Origin of the sequence: Kitasatospora kazusensis (assembly GCF_039529945.1) — a bacterium.
GTDB lineage: Bacteria > Actinomycetota > Actinomycetes > Streptomycetales > Streptomycetaceae > Kitasatospora > Kitasatospora kazusensis.
Genome location: NZ_BAAANT010000001.1, coordinates 253,557 through 277,278 on the forward strand (window position 1 = coordinate 253,557; position 23,722 = coordinate 277,278).

At 72.4% G+C, this 23,722-nt stretch carries 27 protein-coding genes; 24 read left to right on the forward strand and 3 right to left on the reverse strand.

The features are described 5' to 3' along the window. The first annotated feature begins 102 nt into the window (after positions 1–102). The 9 genes from map (at position 103) to truA (ending at position 5,919) form a co-directional block, all read left to right on the forward strand. Positions 103–942 carry a type I methionyl aminopeptidase gene (gene map / locus ABD330_RS01265; RefSeq protein WP_344460028.1) on the forward strand — a complete coding sequence of 280 codons (840 nt, stop codon included), beginning with the start codon at positions 103–105 and terminating at the stop codon, positions 940–942. 141 nt (positions 943–1,083) lie between these two features. After that, positions 1,084–1,521, forward strand: a complete 438-nt coding sequence (gene mscL, locus ABD330_RS01270) for a large conductance mechanosensitive channel protein MscL (RefSeq protein ID WP_344459736.1) — start codon at positions 1,084–1,086, stop codon at positions 1,519–1,521. A gap of 154 nt (positions 1,522–1,675) precedes the next feature. Beyond that, positions 1,676–1,897 (forward strand): translation initiation factor IF-1, encoded by a 222-nt coding sequence (infA, locus tag ABD330_RS01275; RefSeq protein WP_003956442.1) that lies wholly within the window; start codon positions 1,676–1,678, stop codon positions 1,895–1,897. Positions 1,898–1,958: 61 nt separating this feature from the next. Beyond that, entirely contained in the window at positions 1,959–2,072 is a 114-nt protein-coding gene (gene rpmJ / locus ABD330_RS01280) for a 50S ribosomal protein L36 (protein ID WP_003956441.1), read from the forward strand. Positions 2,073–2,261: 189 nt separating this feature from the next. Further along, entirely contained in the window at positions 2,262–2,642 is a 381-nt protein-coding gene (rpsM, locus tag ABD330_RS01285) for a 30S ribosomal protein S13 (protein ID WP_344459738.1), read from the forward strand. Positions 2,643–2,714: 72 nt separating this feature from the next. Continuing rightward, a complete protein-coding gene (gene rpsK / locus ABD330_RS01290) occupies positions 2,715–3,122 on the forward strand; it encodes a 30S ribosomal protein S11 (protein ID WP_030232513.1) in 408 nt (135 codons plus the stop codon). A gap of 161 nt (positions 3,123–3,283) precedes the next feature. Continuing rightward, positions 3,284–4,306, forward strand: coding sequence for a DNA-directed RNA polymerase subunit alpha (locus ABD330_RS01295; protein WP_030055844.1), 1,023 nt, complete (start codon positions 3,284–3,286; stop codon positions 4,304–4,306). A gap of 130 nt (positions 4,307–4,436) precedes the next feature. After that, positions 4,437–4,907, forward strand: coding sequence for a 50S ribosomal protein L17 (gene rplQ, locus ABD330_RS01300; protein WP_344459740.1), 471 nt, complete (start codon positions 4,437–4,439; stop codon positions 4,905–4,907). Positions 4,908–4,992: 85 nt separating this feature from the next. Then, positions 4,993–5,919, forward strand: a complete 927-nt coding sequence (gene truA, locus ABD330_RS01305; RefSeq protein ID WP_344459742.1) for a tRNA pseudouridine(38-40) synthase TruA — start codon at positions 4,993–4,995, stop codon at positions 5,917–5,919. Between the two features lie 7 nt (positions 5,920–5,926). On the opposite strand, the gene ABD330_RS01310 is transcribed toward truA, so the two are convergent. Beyond that, entirely contained in the window at positions 5,927–7,060 is a 1,134-nt protein-coding gene (locus ABD330_RS01310; RefSeq protein ID WP_344459744.1) for a hypothetical protein, read from the reverse strand. Between the two features lie 125 nt (positions 7,061–7,185). On the opposite strand from ABD330_RS01310, the gene ABD330_RS01315 reads away from it, so the two are divergent. The 4 genes from ABD330_RS01315 to glmM all read left to right on the forward strand — a co-directional run bounded on the left by ABD330_RS01315 (position 7,186) and on the right by glmM (position 11,692). Then, the gene (locus ABD330_RS01315; RefSeq protein ID WP_344459746.1) at positions 7,186–8,850 is read left to right on the forward strand and encodes an ABC-F family ATP-binding cassette domain-containing protein; all 1,665 of its coding nucleotides are present in this window, start codon (positions 7,186–7,188) and stop codon (positions 8,848–8,850) included. Positions 8,851–9,150: 300 nt separating this feature from the next. Beyond that, entirely contained in the window at positions 9,151–9,594 is a 444-nt protein-coding gene (gene rplM, locus ABD330_RS01320) for a 50S ribosomal protein L13 (protein ID WP_344459748.1), read from the forward strand. Positions 9,595–9,638: 44 nt separating this feature from the next. After that, positions 9,639–10,151, forward strand: a complete 513-nt coding sequence (gene rpsI / locus ABD330_RS01325) for a 30S ribosomal protein S9 (protein ID WP_344459750.1) — start codon at positions 9,639–9,641, stop codon at positions 10,149–10,151. Positions 10,152–10,327: 176 nt separating this feature from the next. Continuing rightward, positions 10,328–11,692, forward strand: coding sequence for a phosphoglucosamine mutase (glmM, locus tag ABD330_RS01330; protein WP_344459752.1), 1,365 nt, complete (start codon positions 10,328–10,330; stop codon positions 11,690–11,692). Positions 11,693–11,899: 207 nt separating this feature from the next. On the opposite strand, the gene coaA is transcribed toward glmM, so the two are convergent. Next, the gene (gene coaA / locus ABD330_RS01335) at positions 11,900–12,892 is read right to left on the reverse strand and encodes a type I pantothenate kinase (protein ID WP_344459754.1); all 993 of its coding nucleotides are present in this window, start codon (positions 12,890–12,892) and stop codon (positions 11,900–11,902) included. 100 nt (positions 12,893–12,992) lie between these two features. Here coaA and glmS point away from each other — a divergent pair, with 100 nt between their 5' ends. The 7 genes from glmS (at position 12,993) to ABD330_RS01370 (ending at position 20,445) form a co-directional block, all read left to right on the forward strand. Continuing rightward, on the forward strand, positions 12,993–14,849 hold the full coding sequence (gene glmS / locus ABD330_RS01340) for a glutamine--fructose-6-phosphate transaminase (isomerizing) (RefSeq protein WP_344459756.1): 1,857 nt from the start codon (positions 12,993–12,995) through the stop codon (positions 14,847–14,849). Between the two features lie 95 nt (positions 14,850–14,944). Continuing rightward, entirely contained in the window at positions 14,945–15,313 is a 369-nt protein-coding gene (locus ABD330_RS01345) for a holo-ACP synthase (protein WP_344459758.1), read from the forward strand. 16 nt (positions 15,314–15,329) lie between these two features. After that, positions 15,330–16,775 (forward strand): NAD(P)H-hydrate dehydratase, encoded by a 1,446-nt coding sequence (locus tag ABD330_RS01350; protein WP_344459760.1) that lies wholly within the window; start codon positions 15,330–15,332, stop codon positions 16,773–16,775. Positions 16,776–17,011: 236 nt separating this feature from the next. Next, on the forward strand, positions 17,012–18,196 hold the full coding sequence (gene alr, locus ABD330_RS01355; protein ID WP_344459762.1) for an alanine racemase: 1,185 nt from the start codon (positions 17,012–17,014) through the stop codon (positions 18,194–18,196). Further along, on the forward strand, positions 18,193–19,620 hold the full coding sequence (locus ABD330_RS01360; protein WP_344459764.1) for an alpha/beta fold hydrolase: 1,428 nt from the start codon (positions 18,193–18,195) through the stop codon (positions 19,618–19,620). The genes alr and ABD330_RS01360 overlap by 4 nt, the downstream gene beginning before the upstream one ends. After that, the gene (gene tsaE, locus ABD330_RS01365; protein ID WP_344459766.1) at positions 19,617–20,168 is read left to right on the forward strand and encodes a tRNA (adenosine(37)-N6)-threonylcarbamoyltransferase complex ATPase subunit type 1 TsaE; all 552 of its coding nucleotides are present in this window, start codon (positions 19,617–19,619) and stop codon (positions 20,166–20,168) included. The genes ABD330_RS01360 and tsaE overlap by 4 nt, the downstream gene beginning before the upstream one ends. A gap of 94 nt (positions 20,169–20,262) precedes the next feature. Continuing rightward, positions 20,263–20,445 carry a hypothetical protein gene (locus tag ABD330_RS01370; RefSeq protein WP_344459768.1) on the forward strand — a complete coding sequence of 61 codons (183 nt, stop codon included), beginning with the start codon at positions 20,263–20,265 and terminating at the stop codon, positions 20,443–20,445. 31 nt (positions 20,446–20,476) lie between these two features. On the opposite strand, the gene ABD330_RS01375 is transcribed toward ABD330_RS01370, so the two are convergent. Then, positions 20,477–21,049, reverse strand: a complete 573-nt coding sequence (locus ABD330_RS01375; RefSeq protein ID WP_344459770.1) for a hypothetical protein — start codon at positions 21,047–21,049, stop codon at positions 20,477–20,479. A 131-nt stretch (positions 21,050–21,180) separates the two neighbouring features. Here ABD330_RS01375 and tsaB point away from each other — a divergent pair, with 131 nt between their 5' ends. From tsaB to ABD330_RS01395, 4 genes are read left to right on the forward strand one after another with little or no spacing between them, the layout of a single operon-like run. Further along, positions 21,181–21,834, forward strand: a complete 654-nt coding sequence (gene tsaB, locus ABD330_RS01380) for a tRNA (adenosine(37)-N6)-threonylcarbamoyltransferase complex dimerization subunit type 1 TsaB (protein ID WP_344459772.1) — start codon at positions 21,181–21,183, stop codon at positions 21,832–21,834. 20 nt (positions 21,835–21,854) lie between these two features. Continuing rightward, positions 21,855–22,376, forward strand: a complete 522-nt coding sequence (gene rimI / locus ABD330_RS01385; RefSeq protein WP_425555403.1) for a ribosomal protein S18-alanine N-acetyltransferase — start codon at positions 21,855–21,857, stop codon at positions 22,374–22,376. Beyond that, the gene (gene tsaD, locus ABD330_RS01390) at positions 22,369–23,448 is read left to right on the forward strand and encodes a tRNA (adenosine(37)-N6)-threonylcarbamoyltransferase complex transferase subunit TsaD (protein ID WP_344459776.1); all 1,080 of its coding nucleotides are present in this window, start codon (positions 22,369–22,371) and stop codon (positions 23,446–23,448) included. The genes rimI and tsaD overlap by 8 nt, the downstream gene beginning before the upstream one ends. After that, the gene (locus ABD330_RS01395) at positions 23,445–23,705 is read left to right on the forward strand and encodes a hypothetical protein (RefSeq protein ID WP_344459778.1); all 261 of its coding nucleotides are present in this window, start codon (positions 23,445–23,447) and stop codon (positions 23,703–23,705) included. The genes tsaD and ABD330_RS01395 overlap by 4 nt, the downstream gene beginning before the upstream one ends. Positions 23,706–23,722: the final 17 nt, after the last annotated feature.

Below are 23,722 nucleotides of genomic sequence, written 5' to 3' on the forward strand. Positions count from 1 at the left end.
CCCCGAGCGGGGCACCGCGGCCGTACGGCGTCGTACGGTGGTTACGAGCACGGCGGCCCGGCAAGGACCGGGTCCGCGACAACAGTGGAAGGCGTGGAGCACATGGTGGAGATCAAGACCCCCGAGCAGATCGCGAAGATGCGGGTGGCCGGGCTGGTCGTCGCCGAGGCGCTCAAGGCCTGCCGGGAGGCCGTCGCCCCGGGTGTCAGCACCCAGGACCTCAACGACATCGCGGCGAAGGTGATCGCCGACCACGGCGCCACCTCCAACTTCCGCGCCGACCACGGCGGGCTCTGGTTCCCGGGCGTGATCTGCGCCTCGGTCAACAACGAGGTCGTGCACGGCATCCCCGGTGGCCGGGTGCTCCAGGAGGGCGACCTGATCTCCATCGACTGCGGCGCCATCGTCGACGGCTGGCACGGCGACGCCGCCATCAGCGTCGCGGTCGGCGAGGTGGCCCCCGAGGTCGCGATGCTCAGCAGCGTCACCGAGGGCTCGATGTGGGCCGGCATCGCCCAGATGAAGAAGAACAACCGGCTGGCCGACGTCTCCAAGGCGATCGAGGGCTTCATCCGCCGCCAGCCGCTGCCGCCCAAGGGCAAGTGGGGCATCACCGAGGGGTACGGCGGGCACGGCATCGGGACCGCGATGCACATGGAGCCGCACGTGCTGAACTACGTCGAGCGCGGGCGCGGCAAGGGCCCGAAGCTCGTCCCCGGCACCGTCCTCGCGATCGAGCCGATGGTCTCGCTCGGCACCCCGCACACCACCGTGCTGGAGGACGACTGGACGGTCGTCACCACCGACGGCACCTGGGCCTCGCACTGGGAGCACTCGGTGGCCGTCACCGAGCAGGGCCCGCTGGTCCTGACCGCCTTCGACGGCGGCAAGGCCGCGCTCGCCGCGCTCGGTGTGACGGCCGCGCCGGACCCGCTGGGCTGACCCGCCGACCGGCGCGTCCGCCGGTACGTTCGGTACGAAGGGCCCGGAGGCTGCCGCCTCCGGGCCTTTTGTCCGTTTTTGCTACCAGCGCACTGTTCGCTAAACTCGCGGGCTTCACCGGTACCACTTAAGGGGCGAGCAGTGCTCAAGGGCTTCCGCGACTTCATCATGCGCGGCAACGTCGTCGACATGGCGGTCGGTGTCGTCATCGGTGCGGCGTTCACCGGCGTGGTGACCGGCTTCGTGACGGCGTTCCTCACCCCGCTGGTCGGCGTCACCGTCGGCGCGGCCGGCAACTTCGCCGGCTACTCGGCGAACATCGGCGGCGTGATCTTCCCGTACGGGCAGTTCCTGAACGTGCTGATCGCCTTCGTCCTGACCGCCGCGGTGCTGTACTTCTGCGTGGTGCTGCCGGTCAGCAAGGCGACCGCCCGCTACCTGCCCACCAAGCCGAAGGCCGCCAAGCGCCCGTGCCCGGAGTGCCTCACCGAGATCCCCGAGGCGGCGCGCCGCTGCGCGGCCTGCACCGCCGTGGTGCCGCCCGTCCAGATGCCCCTGCACGTGGGTGCGCAGCGCTGAGTTGGTATACCGCTCGCGGTCACGTAGGATGGACCGTCGGCTCACTCGTAGCGTGCTCTCGCACGCCCTCTTCCCTCCGGGGCAGGGGTGAACCCAGGTTCGCACGAGCGTGCCGCATACGGTAGCCGTTCCCGGAAGGTGGATCTCGCAGTTCATGGCAAAGAAGCAAGGCGCCATTGAGATCGAGGGCACCGTGATCGAGTCTCTCCCGAACGCCATGTTCAAGGTTGAGCTGCAGAACGGTCACAAGGTCCTCGCGCACATCAGCGGCAAGATGCGGATGCACTACATCCGGATCCTCCCGGACGACCGGGTCGTGGTGGAGCTCAGCCCCTACGACCTGACACGTGGCCGGATCGTCTACCGCTACAAGTAGGAACATTTGTCCTGCTCCGCAAGGGGCAGGAGATCAGATCTAGACCCGGAGAACCTGAATCATGAAGGTCAAGCCGAGCGTCAAGAAGATCTGCGACAAGTGCAAGGTGATCCGCCGTCACGGCCGGGTCATGGTGATCTGCGACAACCTGCGCCACAAGCAGCGCCAGGGCTGATCCCTCAGCATTTCTCGTACGTCTTTGCGTGGACCGACCGTCCGCGCGACGCGCACCACGTCATACGCGGGCTGCCCGATCCGTCCTCGCGGACGGACTGCCACCCCCGGTCAGAGGCCGGGGCTCCCACACCGAGAGGTGTCGGAGTAGGTAGCTCGTAAGACCTCTGAAGAATCACAGGAGCCATGAATGGCACGCCTTTCCGGCGTTGATCTCCCGCGCGAGAAGCGGATCGAGATCGCCCTCACGTACGTTTACGGCATCGGCCGCACCCGCGCCCAGCAGACGCTGAAGGAGACGGGTGTCAACCCGGACGTCCGCGTCCGCGAGATGTCCGAGGAAGACCTCGTCAAGCTGCGCGAGTACATCGACGCCAACTACAAGGTCGAGGGTGACCTCCGCCGTGAGGTGGCCGCCGACATCCGCCGCAAGGTCGAGATCGGCTGCTACGAGGGTCTGCGTCACCGTCGCGGCCTGCCCGTCCGCGGTCAGCGCACCCACACCAACGCGCGTACCCGCAAGGGCCCGCGTCGCGCGATCGCCGGCAAGAAGAAGCCCGGCAAGAAGTAGTCCGCCCCTCACCCGGACACCCCTCCGGCCCGCGGGTAGCGGACCGACCACCTCAGTAGGAGTAACAGACTTATGCCCCCTAAGGGTCGTCAGGCTGCAGGCGCGAAGAAGATCCGCCGCAAGGAGAAGAAGAACGTCGCTCACGGGCACGCCCACATCAAGAGCACGTTCAACAACACCATCGTTTCGATCACCGACCCCGCGGGCAACGTGATCTCCTGGGCCTCTGCCGGCCACGTCGGCTTCAAGGGCTCGCGCAAGTCCACCCCGTTCGCCGCGCAGATGGCCGCCGAGGCCGCTGCCCGTCGCGCGCAGGAGCACGGCATGCGCAAGGTCGACGTCTTCGTGAAGGGTCCGGGCTCCGGCCGCGAGACCGCGATCCGTTCGCTGCAGGCCACCGGCCTGGAGGTCGGCTCGATCCAGGACGTCACCCCCACCCCGCACAACGGCTGCCGTCCGCCGAAGCGCCGCCGCGTCTGACGCGGTAATCCCCCCTCGCCTCCGGGTGAGAGGGGAGCGCCTTCGGGCTCGGTGTTTGCTTTAAACCTGCGTGCGGGGTCCCGTTCTGTACGGGACCCCGTACGCTGGTTCTGTTCGGCATCAAATAGTGGGTGCCGAAGACAACTGGAGGATCTGAAAACATGCTGATCGCTCAGCGCCCTTCGCTGACCGAAGAGGTCGTCGACGAGTTCCGCTCGCGCTTCGTTATCGAGCCGCTTGAGCCGGGCTTCGGTTACACCCTCGGCAACTCCCTGCGCCGCACGCTCCTCTCCTCGATCCCCGGCGCTGCTGTCACCAGCATCCGGATCGACGGTGTCCTGCACGAGTTCACCACCGTGCCGGGCGTCAAGGAGGACGTCACCGACCTCATCCTCAACATCAAGCAGCTGGTCGTCTCCTCGGAGCACGACGAGCCCGTCGTGATGTACCTGCGCAAGCAGGGCCCGGGTGTCGTCACCGCCGCGGACATCGCGCCCCCGGCCGGTGTCGAGGTGCACAACCCGGAGCTGGTCCTCGCCACGCTCAACGGCAAGGGCAAGCTGGAGATGGAGCTGACCGTCGAGCGCGGTCGCGGCTACGTCTCCGCCGTCCAGAACAAGGCCTCCGGCCAGGAGATCGGCCGCATCCCGGTCGACTCGATCTACAGCCCCGTGCTGAAGGTCACCTACAAGGTCGAGGCCACCCGTGTCGAGCAGCGGACCGACTTCGACAAGCTGATCGTCGACGTCGAGACCAAGCCCGCCATGCGCCCCCGTGACGCCATGGCCTCGGCCGGTAAGACCCTGGTGGAGCTGTTCGGTCTCGCCCGCGAGCTGAACATCGACGCCGAGGGCATCGACATGGGCCCGTCCCCGACGGACGCCGCCCTGGCCGCTGATCTCGCCCTGCCGATCGAGGAGCTGGAGCTCACCGTTCGGTCGTACAACTGCCTCAAGCGCGAGGGCATCCACACCGTGGGTGAGCTCGTCGCCCGCTCCGAGGCCGACCTGCTCGACATCCGCAACTTCGGTGCGAAGTCGATCGACGAGGTCAAGGCGAAGCTGGCCGGCATGGGCCTGGCCCTCAAGGACAGCCCGCCCGGATTCGACCCGACCGCCGCCGCCGACGCCTTCGGCGCCGACGACCTGGACGACGCGGGTTACGCGGAGACCGAGCAGTACTGAGTTTGGACGGGGGCGGCCCTCGGGCCGCCCCCTGTTCGATGCAAGTAGCAAGCAAGCCGTGGGGGCAACAGTGCCCCCACGCCCGTTCCGGTACCTGATACGGCCGGATTCGGAGATTTAAGGAGCTACCATGCCCCGTCCCGCGAAGGGTGCCCGCCTCGGCGGCGGCCCGCACCACGAGCCGCTGCTGCTCGCCGGCCTCTGCCGGGAGCTGTTCCAGTACGGCCGCATCACCACGACCGAGGCCAAGGCCCGTCGGATGCGCCCGCTGGCGGAGAAGCTGATCACCAAGGCCAAGGTCGGCGACATCCACAACCGTCGCATCGTCCGCAAGACGATCACCGACGTCTCCGTGCTGCACACCCTCTTCACCGAGATCGCGCCGCGCTACGAGAACCGCCCGGGTGGTTACACCCGTATCACCAAGATCGGTCCCCGTCGTGGCGACAACGCCCCGATGGCCGTGATCGAGCTGGTCGAGGCGCTCACCGTCGCGCAGACCGCCGTCGGCGAGGCCGAGGGCGCCACCAAGCGTGCCGCCAAGGACGCCGAGGTTGCCGAGGCTGCCGCCGTTGAGACCACTGAGGTCGAGACCGCCTGAACACCCTGAGGTGTTGACGGGCCCGCTCTCCCAGCGATGGGGGAGCGGGCCCGTTCCTTTTCCAGTGCGAGTGGGAGTGGAAGCAGTGCTCAAGGATTGTGAGCGGCCGGAGCGCCAGGACGGCCCCGCCGAGGGGACCGTCCGGATCAGGCTGGACCTGGCGTACCACGGGGCCGAGTTCTCCGGGTGGGCGCGGCAGCCCGGGCGGCGGACGGTGCAGGGGGAGCTGGAGAGCGCGCTGCAGGTCGTGACGCGGAGCGAGCGGGCGTACGACCTGACGGTGGCCGGGCGGACGGATGCCGGGGTGCACGCGCGGGGGCAGGTGGTGCACGTGGACCTGCCGGTGGAGCTGTGGGCCGAGCACGGGGAGAAGCTGCTGCGGCGGCTCGCAGGGCGGCTGCCGGGGGACATCCGGGTGTACCGGGCGTCGGAGGCCCCGGCGGGCTTCGACGCCCGGTTCGCGGCGGTCTGGCGCCGGTACGCGTACCGGGTGGCCGACAACCCGGGCGGGGTGGACCCGCTGCTGCGCGGGCACGTGCTCTGGCACGACCGGCCGCTGGACGTCGAGAAGATGAACGAGGCGGCGGCGCTGCTGCTGGGCGAGCACGACTTCGCCGCGTACTGCAAGAAGCGCGAGGGTGCGACCACCATCCGGACGCTGCTCGACCTGCACTGGGAGCGCGTTCCGGCGGACCCGTTCGTCGCCGGGTCGGCGGGCGAGCTGGCGGTGGCCACCGTCCGGGCGGACGCGTTCTGCCACAACATGGTGCGGGCGCTGGTCGGCTCGATGCTGCTGGTCGGCGGCGGGCACCGGCCGGTGGAGTTCCCCGGCCAGGTGCTGGCGGGCCGGGTGCGCAACTCCGCCGTGAACGTGGTCCGGCCGCACGGGCTGACGCTGGAGGAGGTCGGCTACCCGGCCGACGACCAGCTGGCCGCGCGGAACCGGGCGGCCCGCCGGCTGCGCACCCTGCCGGGCGTGCAGCCGGCGGGCGTGCAGCCGGCGGACGGCTGAGCGGAGGTCAGTGCGACGGGCTGCTGCCGGGGACGGCCGCGCCCGGCGCCGCCGGGCGCGCGGTGGCCGTCAGGCTCGCGAGGCCGGCCGTCCCCCGGGCCCACAGGGTGTCGTGGATGGAGGCCGACAGGTCGCGGCCGGCCTGCACCGCGACCTGGTCGTTGTCCGGCGACGGCTTGCCGTTCCCGGGCCCGGCGATGGTGAAGTAGGCGAACCGGCCGAGCGAGCTCTGGGTGGTCTGGCAGACCACGTTCTGGCAGAACGGCGTGACCTTGCCGGCCACCAGCGGGGCCACGGTGCCCGTCCCGACCGTGGCCTTGGCGGAGGTGGCGCCGGCCGCCTCGCGGAACGCGAAGACGCCGACGGTGATCTCGTTCGGACCGCTCACGTACGTCACGCGGTAGGCGCGGTAGCAGCCCTTGGCGGTGAGCGCCTCGCCGAGGCCGTGCGCGCCGGCCTTGGTGCAGCTGTCGGTGTCGTGGGCGGTGAGCAGGTAGTCGCGGCCGTCGACGGTGATCTTCGGGGCCGGGAAGAGCGTGGCGATGCTCACCGGGGTGGTGTCCGTCGTGTCCGAGCTGAGGACGTCCAGCGGCGTGGTGGGGCCGGCCGGCTTCTTCGGCGAGGGGGACGGCGAGTTCAGCGTGGTGATGTCCTTCCCGGCATTGCCGCCGGTCAGCGCGATCGTGGTGAACACGATCCCGGCCAGCGCGGCCGCGCCGAGGACGATGCCGCCGATCAGGTACAGGCGCTTGCGGCGGCTGCTGGACTTCTCCTGCTCCTGGGCCATCGCGACCCAGTCCGGCTCGGCCGACGGCTGCGTCGGGAAGCCCGGCGCGGGGAAGGGCTGCTGCGCCTCCTGCCCGTAGGCCTGCTGCGGGAATCCCTGCTGGGGGAAGCCCGGGGTCTGCGGCGTCTCCTGCCCGTAGGCCTGCTGGGGGAATCCCTGCTGGGGGAAGCCGGGGGTCTGCGGCGGGGTCTGCTGGGGGAATCCCTGCTGCTGCGGGAACCCCCCCTGCTGCGGATACGGCCAGGGCGACTGGGCCTGGGGCGCCTGGGGTTCCTGAGACTGTTGGGGCTGCGGCAGACCCTCAGCGGGCTGCGTCCTCTCGACGGGAGGCTGGGAGTCTGATGCGTCGCTCATGAGCCGGGATTGTAGTGCTATCGCATTGACGAGCCGCCAGGTCGGCCGTTCTGTGGCCGAGCCGATGCCCGGCCACCGGCTAATCCGTTTGGGCCCAGGGGGTCGGTCGTAGCAAAATCCGATGCATGGGACACGTCGAGATTTCGCACCTTGAGTACTACCTGCCGGACGGGCGGGTGCTGTTCGACGACGCGTCCTTCCGGGTCGGCGAGGGCGCCGCCGTCGCGCTGGTCGGCGCCAACGGCGCCGGCAAGACCACCCTGCTGCGCATGATCGCGGGGGACACCCAGTCGCACGGCGGCACCGTCACGGTGAGCGGCGGGCTGGGCGTGATGCGCCAGTTCGTCGGGACCACCGGCCGTGAGGACCAGCGCGAGACCCCGGGCGCACTGGCGCCGGACGCCTCCGTCCGCGACCTGCTGGTCTCGGTGGCCCCCACCCGGATCGCGGTGGCCGCGAAGGCCGTCGACGCCGCCGAGCTGGCGATGATGGCCCAGGACGACGAGAAGTCGCAGATGGCGTACGCGCAGGCGCTCTCCGACTGGGCGGACGTCGGCGGCTACGACTACGAGACCACCTGGGACGTCTGCACCATGGCGGCCCTCGGCATGCCCTTCGACCGGGCCCAGTTCCGCGGCCTGAACACGCTCTCCGGCGGTGAGCAGAAGCGGCTCGTCCTGGAGGCGCTGCTGCGCGGTCCGGACGAGGTGCTGCTGCTCGACGAGCCGGACAACTACCTGGACGTCCCGGGCAAGCGCTGGCTGGAGGAGGCCATCAAGGCCACCTCGAAGACCGTGCTGTTCATCTCGCACGACCGTGAGCTGCTCTCCTGCGCCGCCGACAAGATCATCAGCGTCGAGTCGGGCTTCGGGGGCGGCGGCAGCAGCGTCTGGGTGCACGGCGGCGGCTTCGAGTCCTTCCACGCGGCCCGCAAGGAGCGCTTCGCCCGCTTCGAGGAGCTGGGCCGCCGCTGGGACGAGGAGCACGCCAAGCTCAAGAAGCTGGTCGTCACCCTGCGCCAGGCGGCCTCGATCAGCCACGCGCTGGCCACCCGCTACGCCGCCGCGCAGACCCGGCTGAAGAAGTTCGAGGAGGCCGGCCGGCCGGAGGAGCCGCCGCGCGAGCAGTCCATCTCCATGCGCCTCAAGGGCGGCCGGACGGGCGTCCGCGCGATCACCCTGGAGAAGCTGGAGCTCTCCGGCCTGATGAAGCCCTTCGACCTGGAGGTCTTCTACGGCGAGCGGGTCGCGGTGCTCGGCTCCAACGGCTCCGGCAAGTCGCACTTCCTGCGGATGCTGGCGGGCGACGAGTCGGTGAAGCACACCGGCAGCTGGAAGCTCGGCGCCCGGGTCGTCCCCGGTCACTTCCGGCAGACCCACGCCCACCCCGAGCTGTTCGGCCGGACCGTCCGGTCGATCGTCGAGGAGGAGCACGCGCTCGACCGCAAGGCCGCGATGGGCGTGCTGCGCCGGTACGAGCTGGACAAGCAGGAGGAGCAGAAGTTCGAGTCGCTCTCCGGCGGCCAGCAGGCCCGGTTGATGATCCTCAAGCTGGAGCTCTCCGGCGTCACCGCGCTGCTGCTGGACGAGCCGACGGACAACCTGGACCTGGAGAGCGCCGAGGCGCTGCAGGAGGGCCTGGAGGCCTTCGACGGCACTGTCCTGTGCGTGACCCACGACCGCTGGTTCGCCCGGACCTTCGACCGCTTCCTGGTCTTCGGCTCGGACGGCCGGGTCTACGAGGCGCCCGAGCCGGTCTGGGACGAGGCCCGGGTGGTCCGCGACCGCTGAGCGGGCCCGCCGCCCGCAGGCCCGCCGATCCGGACCGCCGGCCCGGATCGGCGGGCCTGGACGGGGTGTGAACGGGACGTGGCCGCCGACCGTTTTTGACCCCTCGGGCATGGCCCGGTAGGCTGGGCGCTTGTTGTGCGTATTGGCTCGCTCCATCTCACGTGAGAGGTCGGTACGCCGGAGACACCAGGCCGATGACCAGCGGCTCCCCCTTGGATTGCGTCCTAAGCGGGACCGGGCTGATCTCTTCGCCAGGTGCTCCTGTCAGGACACACTCACTGAAAAGCGAAGGCTACGACCGTGCGTACGTACAGCCCCAAGCCCGGCGACGTCACCCGTCAGTGGTACGTCATCGACGCGCAAGACGTCGTGCTCGGCCGCCTGGCCTCCCAGGCCGCCAACCTCCTCCGGGGCAAGCACAAGGCGATCTACGCGCCGCACATGGACATGGGTGACTTCGTCGTCATCATCAATGCCGACAAGGTGCACCTGTCCGGTAACAAGAAGAACCAGAAGCTGGCCTACCGCCACTCCGGTTTCCCGGGCGGTCTCCGCTCGGTGCGCTACGACAAGCTCATGGACGAGAACCCCGAGAAGGCCGTCGAGAAGGCCATCAAGGGCATGATCCCCAAGAACACCCTGGGCCGCCAGATGCTCTCGAAGCTGAAGGTCTACTCGGGCGATGTGCACCCGCACGCTGCCCAGCAGCCGGTGCCGTTCGAGATCACCCAGGTCGCGCAGTAATTCCGGCCACAAGCCCCCCCATCACTGAGAAGCTGAGGAACACCGTGGCCGAGACTGCCATTGAGACCCCCCTTGAGGTTGAGGTCGACTTCGACGCCGAGGGCGTCGAGGAGTTCACCTCGGAGGAGACCTACACCTCCGAGTCGCTCGCCGGCCGCTTCGGCGAGGCCATCCCCGGCGCCGGCCTCGGCCGTCGCAAGGAGGCGATCGCCCGCGTGCGGATCGTCCCGGGCACCGGCAAGTGGAAGATCAACGGTCGCACCCTGGAGAACTACTTCCCCAACAAGGTGCACCAGCAGACCGTCAACGAGCCGTTCAAGCTCCTTGAGCTCGACGGCCGCTACGACGTTGTCGCCCGCATCTCGGGTGGCGGCGTCTCCGGTCAGGCCTACGCGCTGCGCCTCGGCGTGGCCCGCGCCCTGAACGAGGCGGACCAGGACAACAACCGCGCCGCCCTGAAGAAGGCCGGCTTCCTGATGCGTGACGCGCGTGCCGTCGAGCGCAAGAAGGCCGGTCTCAAGAAGGCCCGCAAGGCCCCGCAGTACAGCAAGCGCTAAGCACCTCCGCCGGGGGGCGTACCATCTGCGATGGTTCGCACCCCCGTTGGGTGCAGTCGTACGCCCCGGAGCACCCTGTGTGCTCCGGGGCGTCGTGCTTTTCTCTTCCCGAGCCTGTGCGGAGGCCGGGGAGACAGAGGAAATTCGGTACGGGCGGCATGACGGAGGACCAGGCTGTGGGACGACTCTTCGGTACGGACGGCGTACGTGGTGTGGCCAACGAAGGGCTGACCGCCGAACTGGCGCTAGGCCTCTCGGTGGCGGCCTCACATGTGCTCGGCGACGCCGGGGCCTTCGAAGGGCACCGCCCGGTCGCCGTGGTCGGCCGCGACCCGCGCGCGTCCGGGGAGTTCCTGGAGGCCGCCGTGATCGCCGGACTGGCGAGCGCGGGGGTGGACGTGCTCAAGGTCGGCGTGCTGCCGACCCCCGCCGTGGCGTACCTCACCGGCTCGCTCGGCGCCGACTTCGGCGTGATGCTCTCCGCCAGCCACAACGCGATGCCCGACAACGGCATCAAGTTCCTGGCGCGCGGCGGGCACAAGCTGGACGACGCCATCGAGGACGCCATCGAGGCGCACTACCGGCGCTACGCGCTCGGCGGCGAGGACTGGAAGCGGCCCACCGGCGCCGCCGTCGGCCGGGTCCGCCAGTACACCGAGGGCTTCGACCGGTACGTCGCCCACCTGGTCGCCGTGCTGCCGAACCGGCTGGACGGGATCAAGGTCGTCATCGACGGCGCGCACGGCGCGGCCGCCCGGGTCGCCCCCGAGGCGTTCGCCCGGGCCGGCGCCGAGGTGGTCTACACCCTGGGCGCCGAGCCCAACGGCCTCAACATCAACGACGGCGTCGGCTCCACCCACCTGGACAAGCTGCGCGTCGCGATGCGTGAACACCGCGCCGACCTCGGCATCGCGCTCGACGGCGACGCCGACCGCTGCCTGGCCGCCGACGCCGAGGGCGAGGAGGTGGACGGCGACCAGATCCTCGCCATCCTCGCCGTCGCCATGCGCGAGGCCGGAACGCTGCGCGGCAACACCGCCGTCGCCACCGTGATGTCCAACCTGGGCTTCAAGCTGGCCATGGAGCGCGAGGGCATCGAACTGATCCAGACCGCCGTCGGCGACCGCTACGTGCTGGAGGAGATGAAGCAGCACGGCTTCGCGCTCGGCGGCGAGCAGTCCGGCCACGTCATCCTGCTCGACCACGCGACCACCGGCGACGGCACCCTCACCGGCCTGATGCTCGGTGCCCGGCTGGCGGCCACCAAGCAGTCGCTGGCCGACCTCGCCGCCGTGATGACCCGGCTGCCCCAGCTGCTGATCAACGTCAAGGGCGTCGACAAGAGCCGCGTCGACACCTGCGTCGAGCTCCAGGCCGCAGTGGCCGAGGCCGAGGCCGAGCTGGGCGCCACCGGGCGGGTCCTGCTGCGGTCCTCCGGCACGGAGCCGCTGGTCCGCGTGATGGTCGAGGCGGCGGACCAGATCCAGGCGAAGGCCGTCGCGGAGCGGCTGGCCGAGGCGGTACGTCTCCACTTGGGCTGAGTGCGGGTCAGCGCCCCTCGCCTGCTCACGGCGAGGGGCGCTGACGCATGTTCAGGGGGACTCAACAGTCGGGGCCAACCCAAGGGGCGCGGGGAACTGCGCGAAATCGGAAGTGACGGTCCGGTGCCTTCCGGCTTCGCGCAGTTCTCCCCCAGCCTTCGGCTGGGAGGTGCCCCCACGCGCCCCTGTTGTGGTTGCGGTGAGCTTCTAGAGCTTGCGGAGCAGGGCCCTGCGGACCTTGTGGTCGGCGCCCTTCTGGAGGATCAGGGTGGCCCGGCCCCGGTTGGGGAGGACGTTCTCCACCAGGTTGGGCTTGTTGATGGTGCGCCAGACCTGGCGGCCGTACTCCAGGGCCTCCTCCTCCGGCACTTCGGTGAAGCGGCGGAAGTAGGAGCTCGGGTCGAGGAACGCGGTGTCCCGGAGCTTCTTGAAGCGGTCGAGGTACCAGCGCTCGATGTCGTCGGTACGCGCGTCGACGTAGATGGAGAAGTCGAAGTAGTCCGCCACCGCGAGCCTGGTCCGGCCGTCGGTGCCGGGCAGGGCGGGCTGGAGGACGTTCAGGCCTTCGACGATGAGGATGTCGGGCCGCTCCACGACGAGCCGCTCGTCCGGCACGATGTCGTAGAACAGGTGCGAGTAGACCGGCGCGGAGACCCGGTCCTTGCCCGCCTTCACGTCCGCGACGAACCGCATCAGCGCCCGGCGGTCGTACGACTCGGGGAAGCCCTTACGCGCCATCAGTCCCCGGCGCCGCAGCTCCGCGTTGGGCAGCAGGAAGCCGTCGGTGGTGACCAGCTCGACCCGGGGGTGTTCGGGCCAGCGGGCCAGCAGGGCTTTCAGCAGGCGGGCGGTGGTCGACTTGCCGACCGCCACCGAGCCGGCCACGCCGATCACGAACGGCGTGCGGACCTGCTCGGTGTCCTGCTTGTCCAGGAAGGTGCCGAGGGCGCCGCGCAGTTCGTGGGTCGCGTGGATGTAGAGGTTCAGGAGCCGTGACAGCGGCAGGTAGACGTCCCGGACCTCGTCGAGGTCGAGCGCCGTGCCCAGACCGCGCAGCCGCTCCACCTCCTCGGCCGAGAGCGGCAGCGGGGTGCGCTCGCGCAGGGCGCTCCACTCGGCCCGGCTCAGGTCCACGTACGGGGAGGGGGTGGGCGTGGAGGGGGCGCCCCGCGTACAGAGTTCGGTCAGCACGTGCTCCATTGTGGGCCGTCCCGGGTCCTGTCGATGCTGTGGTGTCGGTCACTAGGCGTCGCGACCGGCGTGACCAGGGTGATCCCGGGCCCCGCTTATGCTGACTCGCATGTGCGGAATTGTTGCTTATGTGGGCTCATCCTCAGCCCTTGACGTAGTGATCACAGGTTTGCGGCGGTTGGAATACCGGGGTTACGACTCGGCCGGTGTCTCGGTCCAGACGCAGGGCTCCGACGGGCAGTGGAGCCTCGCCACGGACAAGCGGGCCGGCAAGCTCGCGAACCTTGAGAAGTCGCTCGCCGAGACCCCCCTCCCCGGCGGCACCACCGGTATCGGCCACACCCGCTGGGCCACCCACGGCGGCCCGACGGACGCCAACGCCCACCCCCACCTGGATGACTCCCAGCGGGTCGCGGTCGTCCACAACGGCATCATCGAGAACTTCGCGCAGCTGCGTGCGGAGATCGCCGAGCGCGGCCACACCCTGCGCTCGGAGACCGACACCGAGGTCGTCGCCCACCTGCTGGGCGAGGCGTACGAGGGCGACCTGGCCGAGGCCATGCGCACCGTCTGCCGCCGGCTGGACGGTGCGTTCACGCTGGTCGCGGTGCACGCGGACGCCCCCGACGTGGTGGTCGGCGCCCGCCGGAACTCGCCGCTGGTGGTCGGGCGCGGCGAGGGCGAGAACTTCCTCGCCTCGGACGTGGCCGCCTTCATCGCGTACACCCGCGAGGCGGTCGAGCTGGGCCAGGACCAGGTGGTCGAGCTGCGCCGCGAGGGCGTGACCGTCACCAACTTCGACGGCAGCCCGGCCGAGGTGCGCGAGTACCACGTGGACTGGGACGCCTCGGCCGCCGAGAAGGGCGGCTACGACTACTTCATGCTCAAGGAGATCGCCGAGCAGCCGAAGGCCGTCGCCGACACCCTGCTCGGCCGGATCGGCACCGACGGGCGGCTGACCCTGGACGAGCTGCGGATCTCCGCCTCGGACCTGCGGCGGGTCGACAAGGTCGTCATCGTCGCATGCGGCACGGCGTTCCACGCCGGCATGATCGCCAAGTACGCGATCGAGCACTGGACCCGGATCCCCTGCGAGGTCGAGGTCGCCTCGGAGTTCCGCTACCGGGACCCGATCCTCGACGACCGCACGCTGGTCATCGCGATCTCGCAGTCCGGCGAGACGATGGACACCCTGATGGCGCTGCGGCACGCGCGCGAGCAGGGTGCCAAGGTGCTGGCGATCTGCAACACCAACGGCTCGACCATCCCGCGCGAGTCGGACGCCGTGCTCTACACGCACGCCGGGCCCGAGGTGGCGGTCGCCTCGACCAAGGCGTTCCTGACCCAGCTGGTGGCCTGCTACCTGGTGGCGCTGTACCTGGGCCAGGTGCGCGGCACCAAGTGGGGCGACGAGATCCTCGCCGTCATCAAGGAGCTCGGCGACGCGCCGACCCACATCGAGCAGGTCCTGGAGACCATGGAGCCGGTGCGCGAGCTGGCGCGCTCGCTGGCGGACGCGAAGTCGGTGCTGTTCCTCGGCCGGCACGTGGGCTTCCCGGTCGCCATGGAGGGTGCGCTCAAGCTCAAGGAGCTGGCGTACATGCACGCCGAGGGCTTCGCGGCGGGCGAGCTGAAGCACGGCCCGATCGCGCTGATCGAGGAGGGCCTGCCGGTGGTCGTGGTCGTCCCGTCGCCGCGCGGCCGGTCGATCCTGCACGACAAGATCGTCTCCAACATCCAGGAGATCCGCGCCCGTGGCGCCCGGACCATCGTGATCGCGGAGGAGGGCGACGAGGCCGTCGCGCCGTACGCCGACCACCTGATCCGGATCCCCGCCACGTCGACCCTGCTCCAGCCGCTGGTGTCGACCGTCCCGCTCCAGGTCTTCGCCTGCGAGCTGGCCACGGCCAAGGGCCACGAGGTGGACCAGCCGCGCAACCTGGCGAAGTCCGTCACCGTCGAGTAGCCGGTGCACGATCATGGGGAGGGCGCCGGTGCCGCGCCCTCCCCTTCCCATGTCCGGCCCGCTGTCCTGCGGAGGTCTGCTGTGCGAGGTACTTCATGATCATCGGAGTCGGGATCGACGTGGCCGGGATCGACCGGTTCGGGGCCTCGCTGGAGCGGACCCCCGGGATGGCGCAGCGGCTGTTCACCGAGGCCGAGCTGCTGCTGCCGTCCGGGCAGCGGCGTGGCGCCGCCTCGCTGGCGGCGCGGTTCGCCGCGAAGGAGGCGCTCGCCAAGGCACTCGGGGCACCCGCAGGGCTGCGCTGGACGGACGCCGAGGTGCACACCGAGGACTCCGGCCGCCCGGTGCTGCGGGTGACCGGGACGGTCGCGGCGCGCGCGGCCGAACTGGGCGTCAAGTCGTGGCACGTATCGCTCAGCCACGACGCGGGCGTAGCGTCGGCCGTGGTGATCGCCGAAGGCTAGCGTCGAGGAGGACCGGATGCGCCGGGCCCATACCGTCCAACAGGTCCGGGCCGCCGAGGCCGTGCTGATGGCCCGGCTGCCCGAGGGCACCCTGATGCAGCGGGCCGCCGCCGGGCTGGCCGCGACCTGCGCCCGGCTGCTGCCCAGGGTGTACGGCAGCCGCGTCCTGGTGCTGGCCGGCAGCGGCGACAACGGCGGCGACGCGCTCCACGCGGGGGCGCTGCTGGCGCGGCGCGGCGCCTCGGTACGGGCCGTGCTGCTCGCCCCCGAGCGGGTGCACGCCGCCGGGCTGGCCGCGCTGCTGGCGGCGGGCGGCCGGGTGACGGCGGACCAGGGCGAGTTCGGCCGGGCCGACCTGGTGCTGGACGGCATCGTCGGGATCGGCGGCCGGGGCGGCCTGCGGCCCGAGGCACAGCCGTACGCCGCGCTGGAGCGCCGGGGCCCGGTGGTGGCCGTGGACGTGCCCAGCGGGGTCGACCCGGACACCGGCGAGGTGCCCGGGGTGGCGCTGCGGGCGGACGTCACGGTGGCCTTCGGCACGTACAAGCCTGGGCTGCTGGTCGACCCCGGGGCCTCGTACGCGGGCGTGGTGCACCTGGTGGACATCGGGCTGACGCTGCCCGAGCCGGCGGTGCAGGCGTGGCAGCACGCCGATCTGGCCGCGCTGCTGCCCGCCCCCTCCGCCGAGAGCGACAAGTACCGGCGCGGGGTGGTTGGGATCGCCGCCGGATCGGCGCGCTACCCCGGCGCGGCGGTGCTCGCGGTGGCCGGGGCGCTGCGGGGCGGCGCGGGCGCCGTCCGGTACGCCGGGCGGGCCGCCGAGGAGGTGGTGCGGCGCTTCCCCGAGACGCTGGTGAGCGAGGGCGGTCCGGCGGCGGCCGGGCGGGTGCAGGCCTGGGTGGTCGGCCCCGGGAGCGGCGAGGGCGCGGCCCAGGCCCTCGCCGAGGCCCTGGCGAGCCCCGTCCCCGTCCTGGTGGACGCCGACGGGCTGACCGAACTGGCCCGGACCGGCCCCGCCGCACTGGCCGGACGCACCGCGCCGACCCTGCTCACCCCGCACACCGGCGAGGCGGCCCGGCTGCTGGCCGGCGTGTCGGGCCAGGCGCCGCCCGCCGCCGACGACCTCGCCGCCGCCCGGCTGGCGACCGCCCGGCGACTGGCCGCCGCGTACCGGGCGACGGTGCTGCTCAAGGGCTCGACCACGGTGATCGCCGCGCCCGGCGGTGCCGTCCGGGTCAACCCGACCGGCACCCCCTGGCTGGCCACGGCCGGCAGCGGCGACGTACTGGCCGGACTGGCGGGCTCGCTGCTCGCGGCCGGACTCGACCCGCTCGACGCGGCCACGGCCGCCGCCTACCTGCACGGGCTGGCCGGCCGCGAGGCCTCCGCGGGAGGCGTTCCGGTCACCGCGACGGAGGTGGCGCGGGCGCTGCCGGGGGCCTGGGGCGCGGTGCGGGGGTAGCCCGGAGGGCGGGGGGCCTGCCGATGCGGTGTCCGGGGGAGGGGCCAGGGCTTTACGGAGGTGCGTGGTTGTGCGCGCAGTTCTCCCCCAGCCTTCGGCCGGGAGGTGCCCCCACGCGCCCCTGTAGTGGCTCATCGTGTGCCTACGGTTCCGCGGGAGGCGTTCGGGCTCGCCGTGCTCGTGGGGGCGCATGGCGGGGCGTTCGCCGGTGCGCGGGTCTGGGAGACTGATACGCGATGACAACTGCGAACACGACCGGGACGGCCACCCTCACCGACGGGGTGCGCGCCGAGGCGACCATCGACCTGGCGGCGCTGCGGGGAAACCTCGCGGCGCTGCGGGAGCGTACCGGTGCCTCGGCACTGATGGCCGTGGTCAAGGCGGACGCCTACGGCCACGGCGCGGTCCGGTGTGCCCGGGAGGCGGTAGCGGCCGGGGTGAACTGGCTCGGTACGGCCACGCCGGAGGAGGCGCTCGCGTTGCGGGCGGCCGGCATCGGGCCCGAGCAGGCCCGGGTGCTGTGCTGGCTGTGGACGCCGGGCGGCCCCTGGCAGCAGGTGCTGCGGGCCGGGATCGACGTGTCGGTCAGCGCGCTCTGGGCACTGGCCGAGCTGGTCCGGGCCGTCCGGGAGACCGGCGTGCCCGGCCGGGTGCACCTGAAGGCCGACACCGGTCTCGGCCGCAACGGCTGCCAGCCGCGCGACTGGCCGGAGCTGGTGGCCGCCGCGCTGCGCGCGCAGGCCGAGGGGCTGATCGAGGTGGTCGGCCTCTGGTCGCACTTCGCCGCCGCCGACGAGCCCGGCCACCCGTCGATCCAGGCCCAGCTGGACGGTTTCGCCGCCGCCCTCGGGTACGCGGAGCAGGCCGGGGTCCGTCCCGAGGTCCGGCACCTGGCGAACTCCCCGGCGACGCTGCTGCTGCCGCAGTCGCACTACGACCTCTGCCGGACCGGGCTGGCGATGTACGGCCTCTCGCCGGTGCCCGAGGTCGGCGCCCCGGCGGACTTCGGGCTGCGCCCGGTGATGTCGCTGACGGCCCGGCTGGCGCTGGTCAAGACGGTGCCCGGCGGCCACGGGGTCAGCTACGGCCACCACTACGTCACCCCCGGCGAGACCACCCTCGGCCTGGTCCCGGTCGGGTACGCGGACGGCATCCCGCGCCATGCCAGCGGCAGCGGGCCGGTCCAGGTCGCGGGCAAGTGGCGGACGATCGCCGGACGGGTCGCGATGGACCAGTTCGTCGTCGACCTCGGCGGCGACACGCCCGAGGTCGGCGAGCCGGTGCTGCTCTTCGGCCCCGGCGGGAACGGCGAGCCCACGGCCGAGGACTGGGGCCGGGCCTGCGGCACCCTCTCGTACGAGATCGTGACCCGGATCGGGGCCCGGGTGCCCCGCCGGTACGTGGGCGGCAGCGGGGCATGAGCGAGCCCGTCGGCAACCCGGTCGGCAGCGGCCCGGCCGGTGGTGGTCCGGTCAGCGCCGTCGCCGTCGCCGCCGTCGCGCGCGCGGCCGAGACCGCCTCGGCCGGGGTGAGCCGGGCCGGGCTGATCGGGATCTCGGTCGGCGTGGTCGCCGCCGGGGCCGCCGCCGGGGTGGCGATAGAGCGCCTGACCGTCGGACGGACGATGCGCCGCCGGGCCCAGGAGGAGCTGGACGCGGCCGCGCCGTACGGTTCGCTGCGCGGCAGGCCGCGTACGGTCGCCGCCCCCGACGGCACCGGGCTCTACGTCGAGCTGGACGGCACCGGGCTGCGGGTGCCCGCGTCCGTACCGGTATCCGTATCGGCACCGTCACCCGCACCCGCACCCGCGCCCTCGCCTTCGCCGGAGGAGGGCCAGCCCCGGCGGGGCTGGTTCGCGCGGTGGCGCACCGAGGCGCCCGCGCAGCCGCCCGTCGCGGTGGAGCCGCCCGCACCGCCCGCACCGGCCGCGCCGCCGCTCACCGTGGTGTTCTGCCACGGCTACTGCCTCAGCCAGGACAGCTGGCACTTCCAGCGCGCCGCCCTGCGCGAGGCCGTGGGCGACGGCGTGCGGCTGGTGTTCTGGGACCAGCGCAGCCACGGCCGCTCCGAGCGCTCGCGCTCGTACCTGGCGGGGGAGCCCGCCGGGATCGACCAGCTCGGCGGCGACCTCAAGGCCGTCCTGGACGCCGTCGCCCCCGAGGGCCCGCTGGTGCTGGTGGGCCACTCCATGGGCGGCATGACCGTGATGGCACTGGCCGACCAGCACCCCGGGCTGTTCCGCGACCGCGTCGCCGGGGTGGCGCTGGTCGGCACCCTGGCCGGGGACTGGAACTCCGTCACGCTCGGCCTGCCCGCCGCCGGCGCCAAACTGGTGCGCCGGCTGGCCCCCGGCGTGGTGAAGCTGCTCGGCCGCCAGGTCGAGCTGGTGGAGGCCACCAGACGCCTCGGCGCCGACCTCACCGGCGTGTTCTACCGCCGGTTCTCCTTCGGCACCAAGGACGTGGACCCGGGCGTCGTCCGGTTCGCCGAGCAGCTGCTGGACGCCACCCCGATCGACGTGGTCGCCGAGTTCTACCCCGCCTTCGCCGCGCACGAGAAGACCGCCGCGCTGGCGGCCCTGACCGGCGTCCCGACCCTCGTCCTGGCGGGCACCAGGGACCTGCTCACCCCGCCCGAGTACAGCGAGGCGATCGCCCGGGCGCTGCCCGACGCCGAGCTGGTGCTCGTCCAGGACGCCGGGCACCTGGTGATGCTGGAGTGCCCCGCCCTGGTGGACCAGCGGCTCGCGGCCCTGCTGCTGCGCGCCGCCGGGCACGCGGGCGCGGCGCCGCTCCCGCAGGCCGTCCGGGACCTGGCGGCCGTGCCCGCCGCCCTGGCCGAATGATGACCCCTCTCCGGAAGGACACCGAGACCCCGATGGGTTCGCAGACCACCCTCACCGTCGCCACCCCCGAGCGGATGAGCCGGCTCGGCCGGGAGCTCGCCGCGCTGCTGCGCCCGGGCGACCTGGTGCTGCTCTCCGGCGAGCTGGGTGCGGGCAAGACCACGCTGACCCGGGGCCTGGGCGAGGGGCTCGGGGTGCGCGGCGCGGTGACCTCGCCGACCTTCGTGATCGCCCGGGTGCACCCGTCCCTGACCGGCGGGCCCGCTCTGGTGCACGTGGACGCGTACCGCCTGGGCGGCGGGCTGGACGAGATGGAGGACCTCGACCTCGACGTCTCGCTGCCGGAGTCGGTGGTGGTGGTCGAGTGGGGCGAGGGCAAGGTCGAGCAGCTGAGCGACGACCGCCTGGAGGTCCGGATCGAGCGGGCCGTCGGCGGCACCGCCACGGACGACTCCGACCCGCGCGAGGTGACCCTGTCCGGGCTCGGTGCCCGCTGGGACGGCGCGGATCTCACCGGATTGGGTGACGTCCGGGCTCCCCGGCGGTAGGTTTCCGACAGGCTGTCGGCAAGGTGTTGCGACCGGGCGTCCCGGCATGGTGGGATGGGTGCTGCGGTTAGGTATGCCTAACTAGGGAGGCGCCATGTCGAGCACCACCCCCACTGCGGAGCCCACTTCGCAGCAGCGGGCCGCCGGATCCGGCCGTGCCGAGACGCCGGTACGCGCCGTCCTCGCCGCGTGCGCGGCGGCCGCCGCCGTGTCGACCCCACCCAAGCCCTTGCCGGCCGGCCCGAAGCCCTTCCCGGCCGCGCCGAAGGCGGCCTGAGGCCCGGCGCCGGGCCCCCGGCCGGGCCTGGTCACGGGATGACGGTGACCCGGGTGCCGGTGGGGGCGAAGTCCCAGAGGGCCTGGCCGTCGGCGCGGTTCGAGCGGATGCCGCCGGTCTTCTTCGGGGTGGTGTCGGCGGGGGGTGTCGCGGGGGACGGGTCGACCGCGGCGCTGAAACCGAAGACGGTGCTGCCCTGCTGGACGAAGCGGATGACGTGCTCGATGGAGAGTCCGTCGGTGCCGGTGCCCGCCGCCGCGCGGCTGTAGACCGAGTAGCTGCCGGGGAGCGGCTCCACGGTGCCGGGGGTGACCTTGAACGCGCCCTGGACCGGCGGGGTCTTCTTCGGGTCGACCAGCCAGACCTGGTGCAGGCCGGTGGAGTAGACCACCCGTCGGCCGCTGCCGGATACGGCGGGCAGGGCGGCGACGGCCGGGCCCGGCTCGGCGGTGGGGGAGGGCGAGGCCGCGGCGGCACTGGCCGCGGGCGCGGCCGCGGGCGTGCGGGTGACGGCGCCGTCGGCCTGGAAGGCGAGCAGGCTCACTGCTGCCAGGGCTCCCAGGGTCAGACCGGTGACCACCACTCCAGGACGCGTCTTCGCCACGTGCGCTCCCACTGTCGGCTCATGCTGCTCGGCCCATCGTGCCAGGTCTGTGGCGCCCTGCCGGACCGATTCGGACGTGTGTTCCGAACCGGTACGCAGGAGCGGCTCCCGCGACCCTCTAACCTTGACCCGTGCTGCTGCTCGCGTTCGATACCGCCACTCCCGCCGTCACCGCCGCCGTCCACGACGGCTCGGGCGTCCTCGCCGAGACGTACGAGGTCGACGCCAGACGCCACGGGGAGCTGCTCCTGCCCACCATCGACCGGGTGCTGCGGACGGCGGGGGTCGACAAGCGCGAGCTCACCGGCATCGCCGTCGGCGTCGGCCCCGGGCCGTACACCGGGCTGCGGGTCGGCCTGGTCACCGCCGCCGCGCTCGGCCACGCCCTCGGGCTGCCCGTGCACGGCGTCTGCACCCTCGACGCCATCGCCCACCAGGCCCGCGAGCAGGGCCTCGCCGGGCCGTTCACGGTGGCCACCGACGCGCGCCGCAAGGAGGTCTACTGGGCCTCCTACGACGCCGACGGCCGCCGGGTCTCCGGGCCCGCGGTGGACCGCCCCGCCGAGCTGGCGTCCGAACCGCAGGCCGTGGGCGCCGGCGCGCTGCTCTACCCGGACAGCTTCCCCGGCGCGCACGGCCCCGAGCACGTGTCGGCCGGCTCGCTGGCCGGCTTCGCCGCCGCCGAGCTGGCGGCCGGGCGCGAACTGCTGCCGAACGTGCCGCTCTACCTGCGCCGCCCGGACGCCCAGGTGCCCGCGGGCTACAAGGCGGTGCTGCCCGCGTGAGCGCGGTCACCCTGCGGCCGATGCGCTGGTGGGACATCGAGGCGGTGGTGGAGCTGGAGCGGCGGCTCTTCCCCGAGGACGCCTGGACCGCCGGCATGTACTGGTCGGAGCTGGCCGAGGCCCGCCCCGGCGGCACCCGGCACTACACCGTCGCGACCACGGAGGACGGCACCGTCATCGGCTACGCCGGCCTGCTGGTGGTCACCGGCGAGGGCGACGTGCAGACCATCGCGGTGGACGACCGCCACCAGGGCTCCGGCATCGGCGCCACGCTGCTCACCGACCTGATCGCGGCCGCCGTGCGGCGCGACTGCGAGGAGATGCTGCTGGAGGTCCGGGTCGACAACGAGCGCGCCCGGCAGCTGTACGAGCGCTTCGGCTTCGAGACGATCGGCATCCGCAAGGGCTACTACCAGCCCGCCGACGTGGACGCGTTGGTGATGCGCCGCCAGGGCCTGCAGGAGAACGGCCCGCCAGAAGACCTGCGGCAGGACGACGCCCAGCAGGACCGGTACGACGTGAAGGACACTCCCCATGGCTGACGAACCGCTCGTCCTCGGCATCGAGACCTCCTGCGACGAGACCGGTGTCGGCATCGTCCGGGGCACCACCCTGCTGGCCGACGCGGTCGCCTCCAGCGTCAACGACCACGCCCGCTTCGGCGGGGTCGTCCCCGAGATCGCCAGCCGGGCGCACCTGGAGGAGATGGTCCCCACCATCCAGCGCGCCCTGGACACCGCCGGGATCAAGGCCTCCGACCTGGACGGCATCGCCGTCACGGCCGGGCCCGGCCTGGCCGGCGCGCTGCTGGTCGGCGTCTCGGCGGCGAAGGCGTACGCCTGGGCGCTGGACAAGCCGCTGTACGGGGTCAACCACCTCGCCTCGCACATCTGCGTGGACCAGCTGGAGCACGGCCGGCTGCCGGAGCCCACGATGGCCCTGCTGGTCTCCGGCGGGCACTCCTCGCTGCTGCTCAGCGCCGACATCACCACCGACATCCGGCCGCTCGGCGCGACCATCGACGACGCGGCCGGCGAGGCGTTCGACAAGATCGCCCGGGTGCTCGGCCTCGGCTTCCCCGGCGGACCGGCCGTCGACCGGCTGGCCCGGGAGGGCGACCCGAAGGCGATCGCCTTCCCGCGCGGGCTCAGCGGCGCCAAGGACCCGGCGTACGACTTCTCGTTCTCCGGCCTGAAGACCGCCGTGGCCCGCTGGGTCGAGGCGAAGCGCCGGGCGGGCGAGGAGGTGCCCGTCGCGGACGTCGCGGCGTCCTTCCAGGAGGCCGTCACCGACGTGCTGACCCGCAAGGCCGTCAAGGCCTGCAAGGAGAACGGCGTCGAGCACCTGATGATCGGCGGCGGGGTCGCGGCCAACTCGCGGCTGCGCGAGATGGCCCAGCAGCGCTGCGACAAGGCGGGCATCGTGCTGCGGGTGCCGCGCCCGGGGCTGTGCACGGACAACGGTGCGATGGTCGCCGCCCTCGGTTCCGAGATGGTCTGGCGCGACCGCGCGCCGTCCTCCTTCGACCTGTCGGCCGACTCCTCGCTGCCGGTCACCGAGGTCTCGGTGCCCCACACGGACCTGCACGCCGCCGCGCACCAGGCCCTCGGGTGACCACGGCCGCCATGTGGGAGGCCCGGGCCGCCGACGGCCGGGCCGGCGAGCTGCGGGACTGGGTCCGGGAGCGGGCCGTCCCGGCGCTGCGCGGGGCGGCCGGGCTGGAGCGGCTGGAGGTGTTCACCGCGCCGGGGGAGAGGGTGCTGCTGGTCACCTGGTGGTCGGACGCCCCGCTGCCCGTCCCGGATCCGCCCGGTGAGCTGCTGGGCCGCCCGGTGCACCGCTGGAGCTTCACCAGCGAGCACGTGGAATGACCCGGACCGCCAGCCGG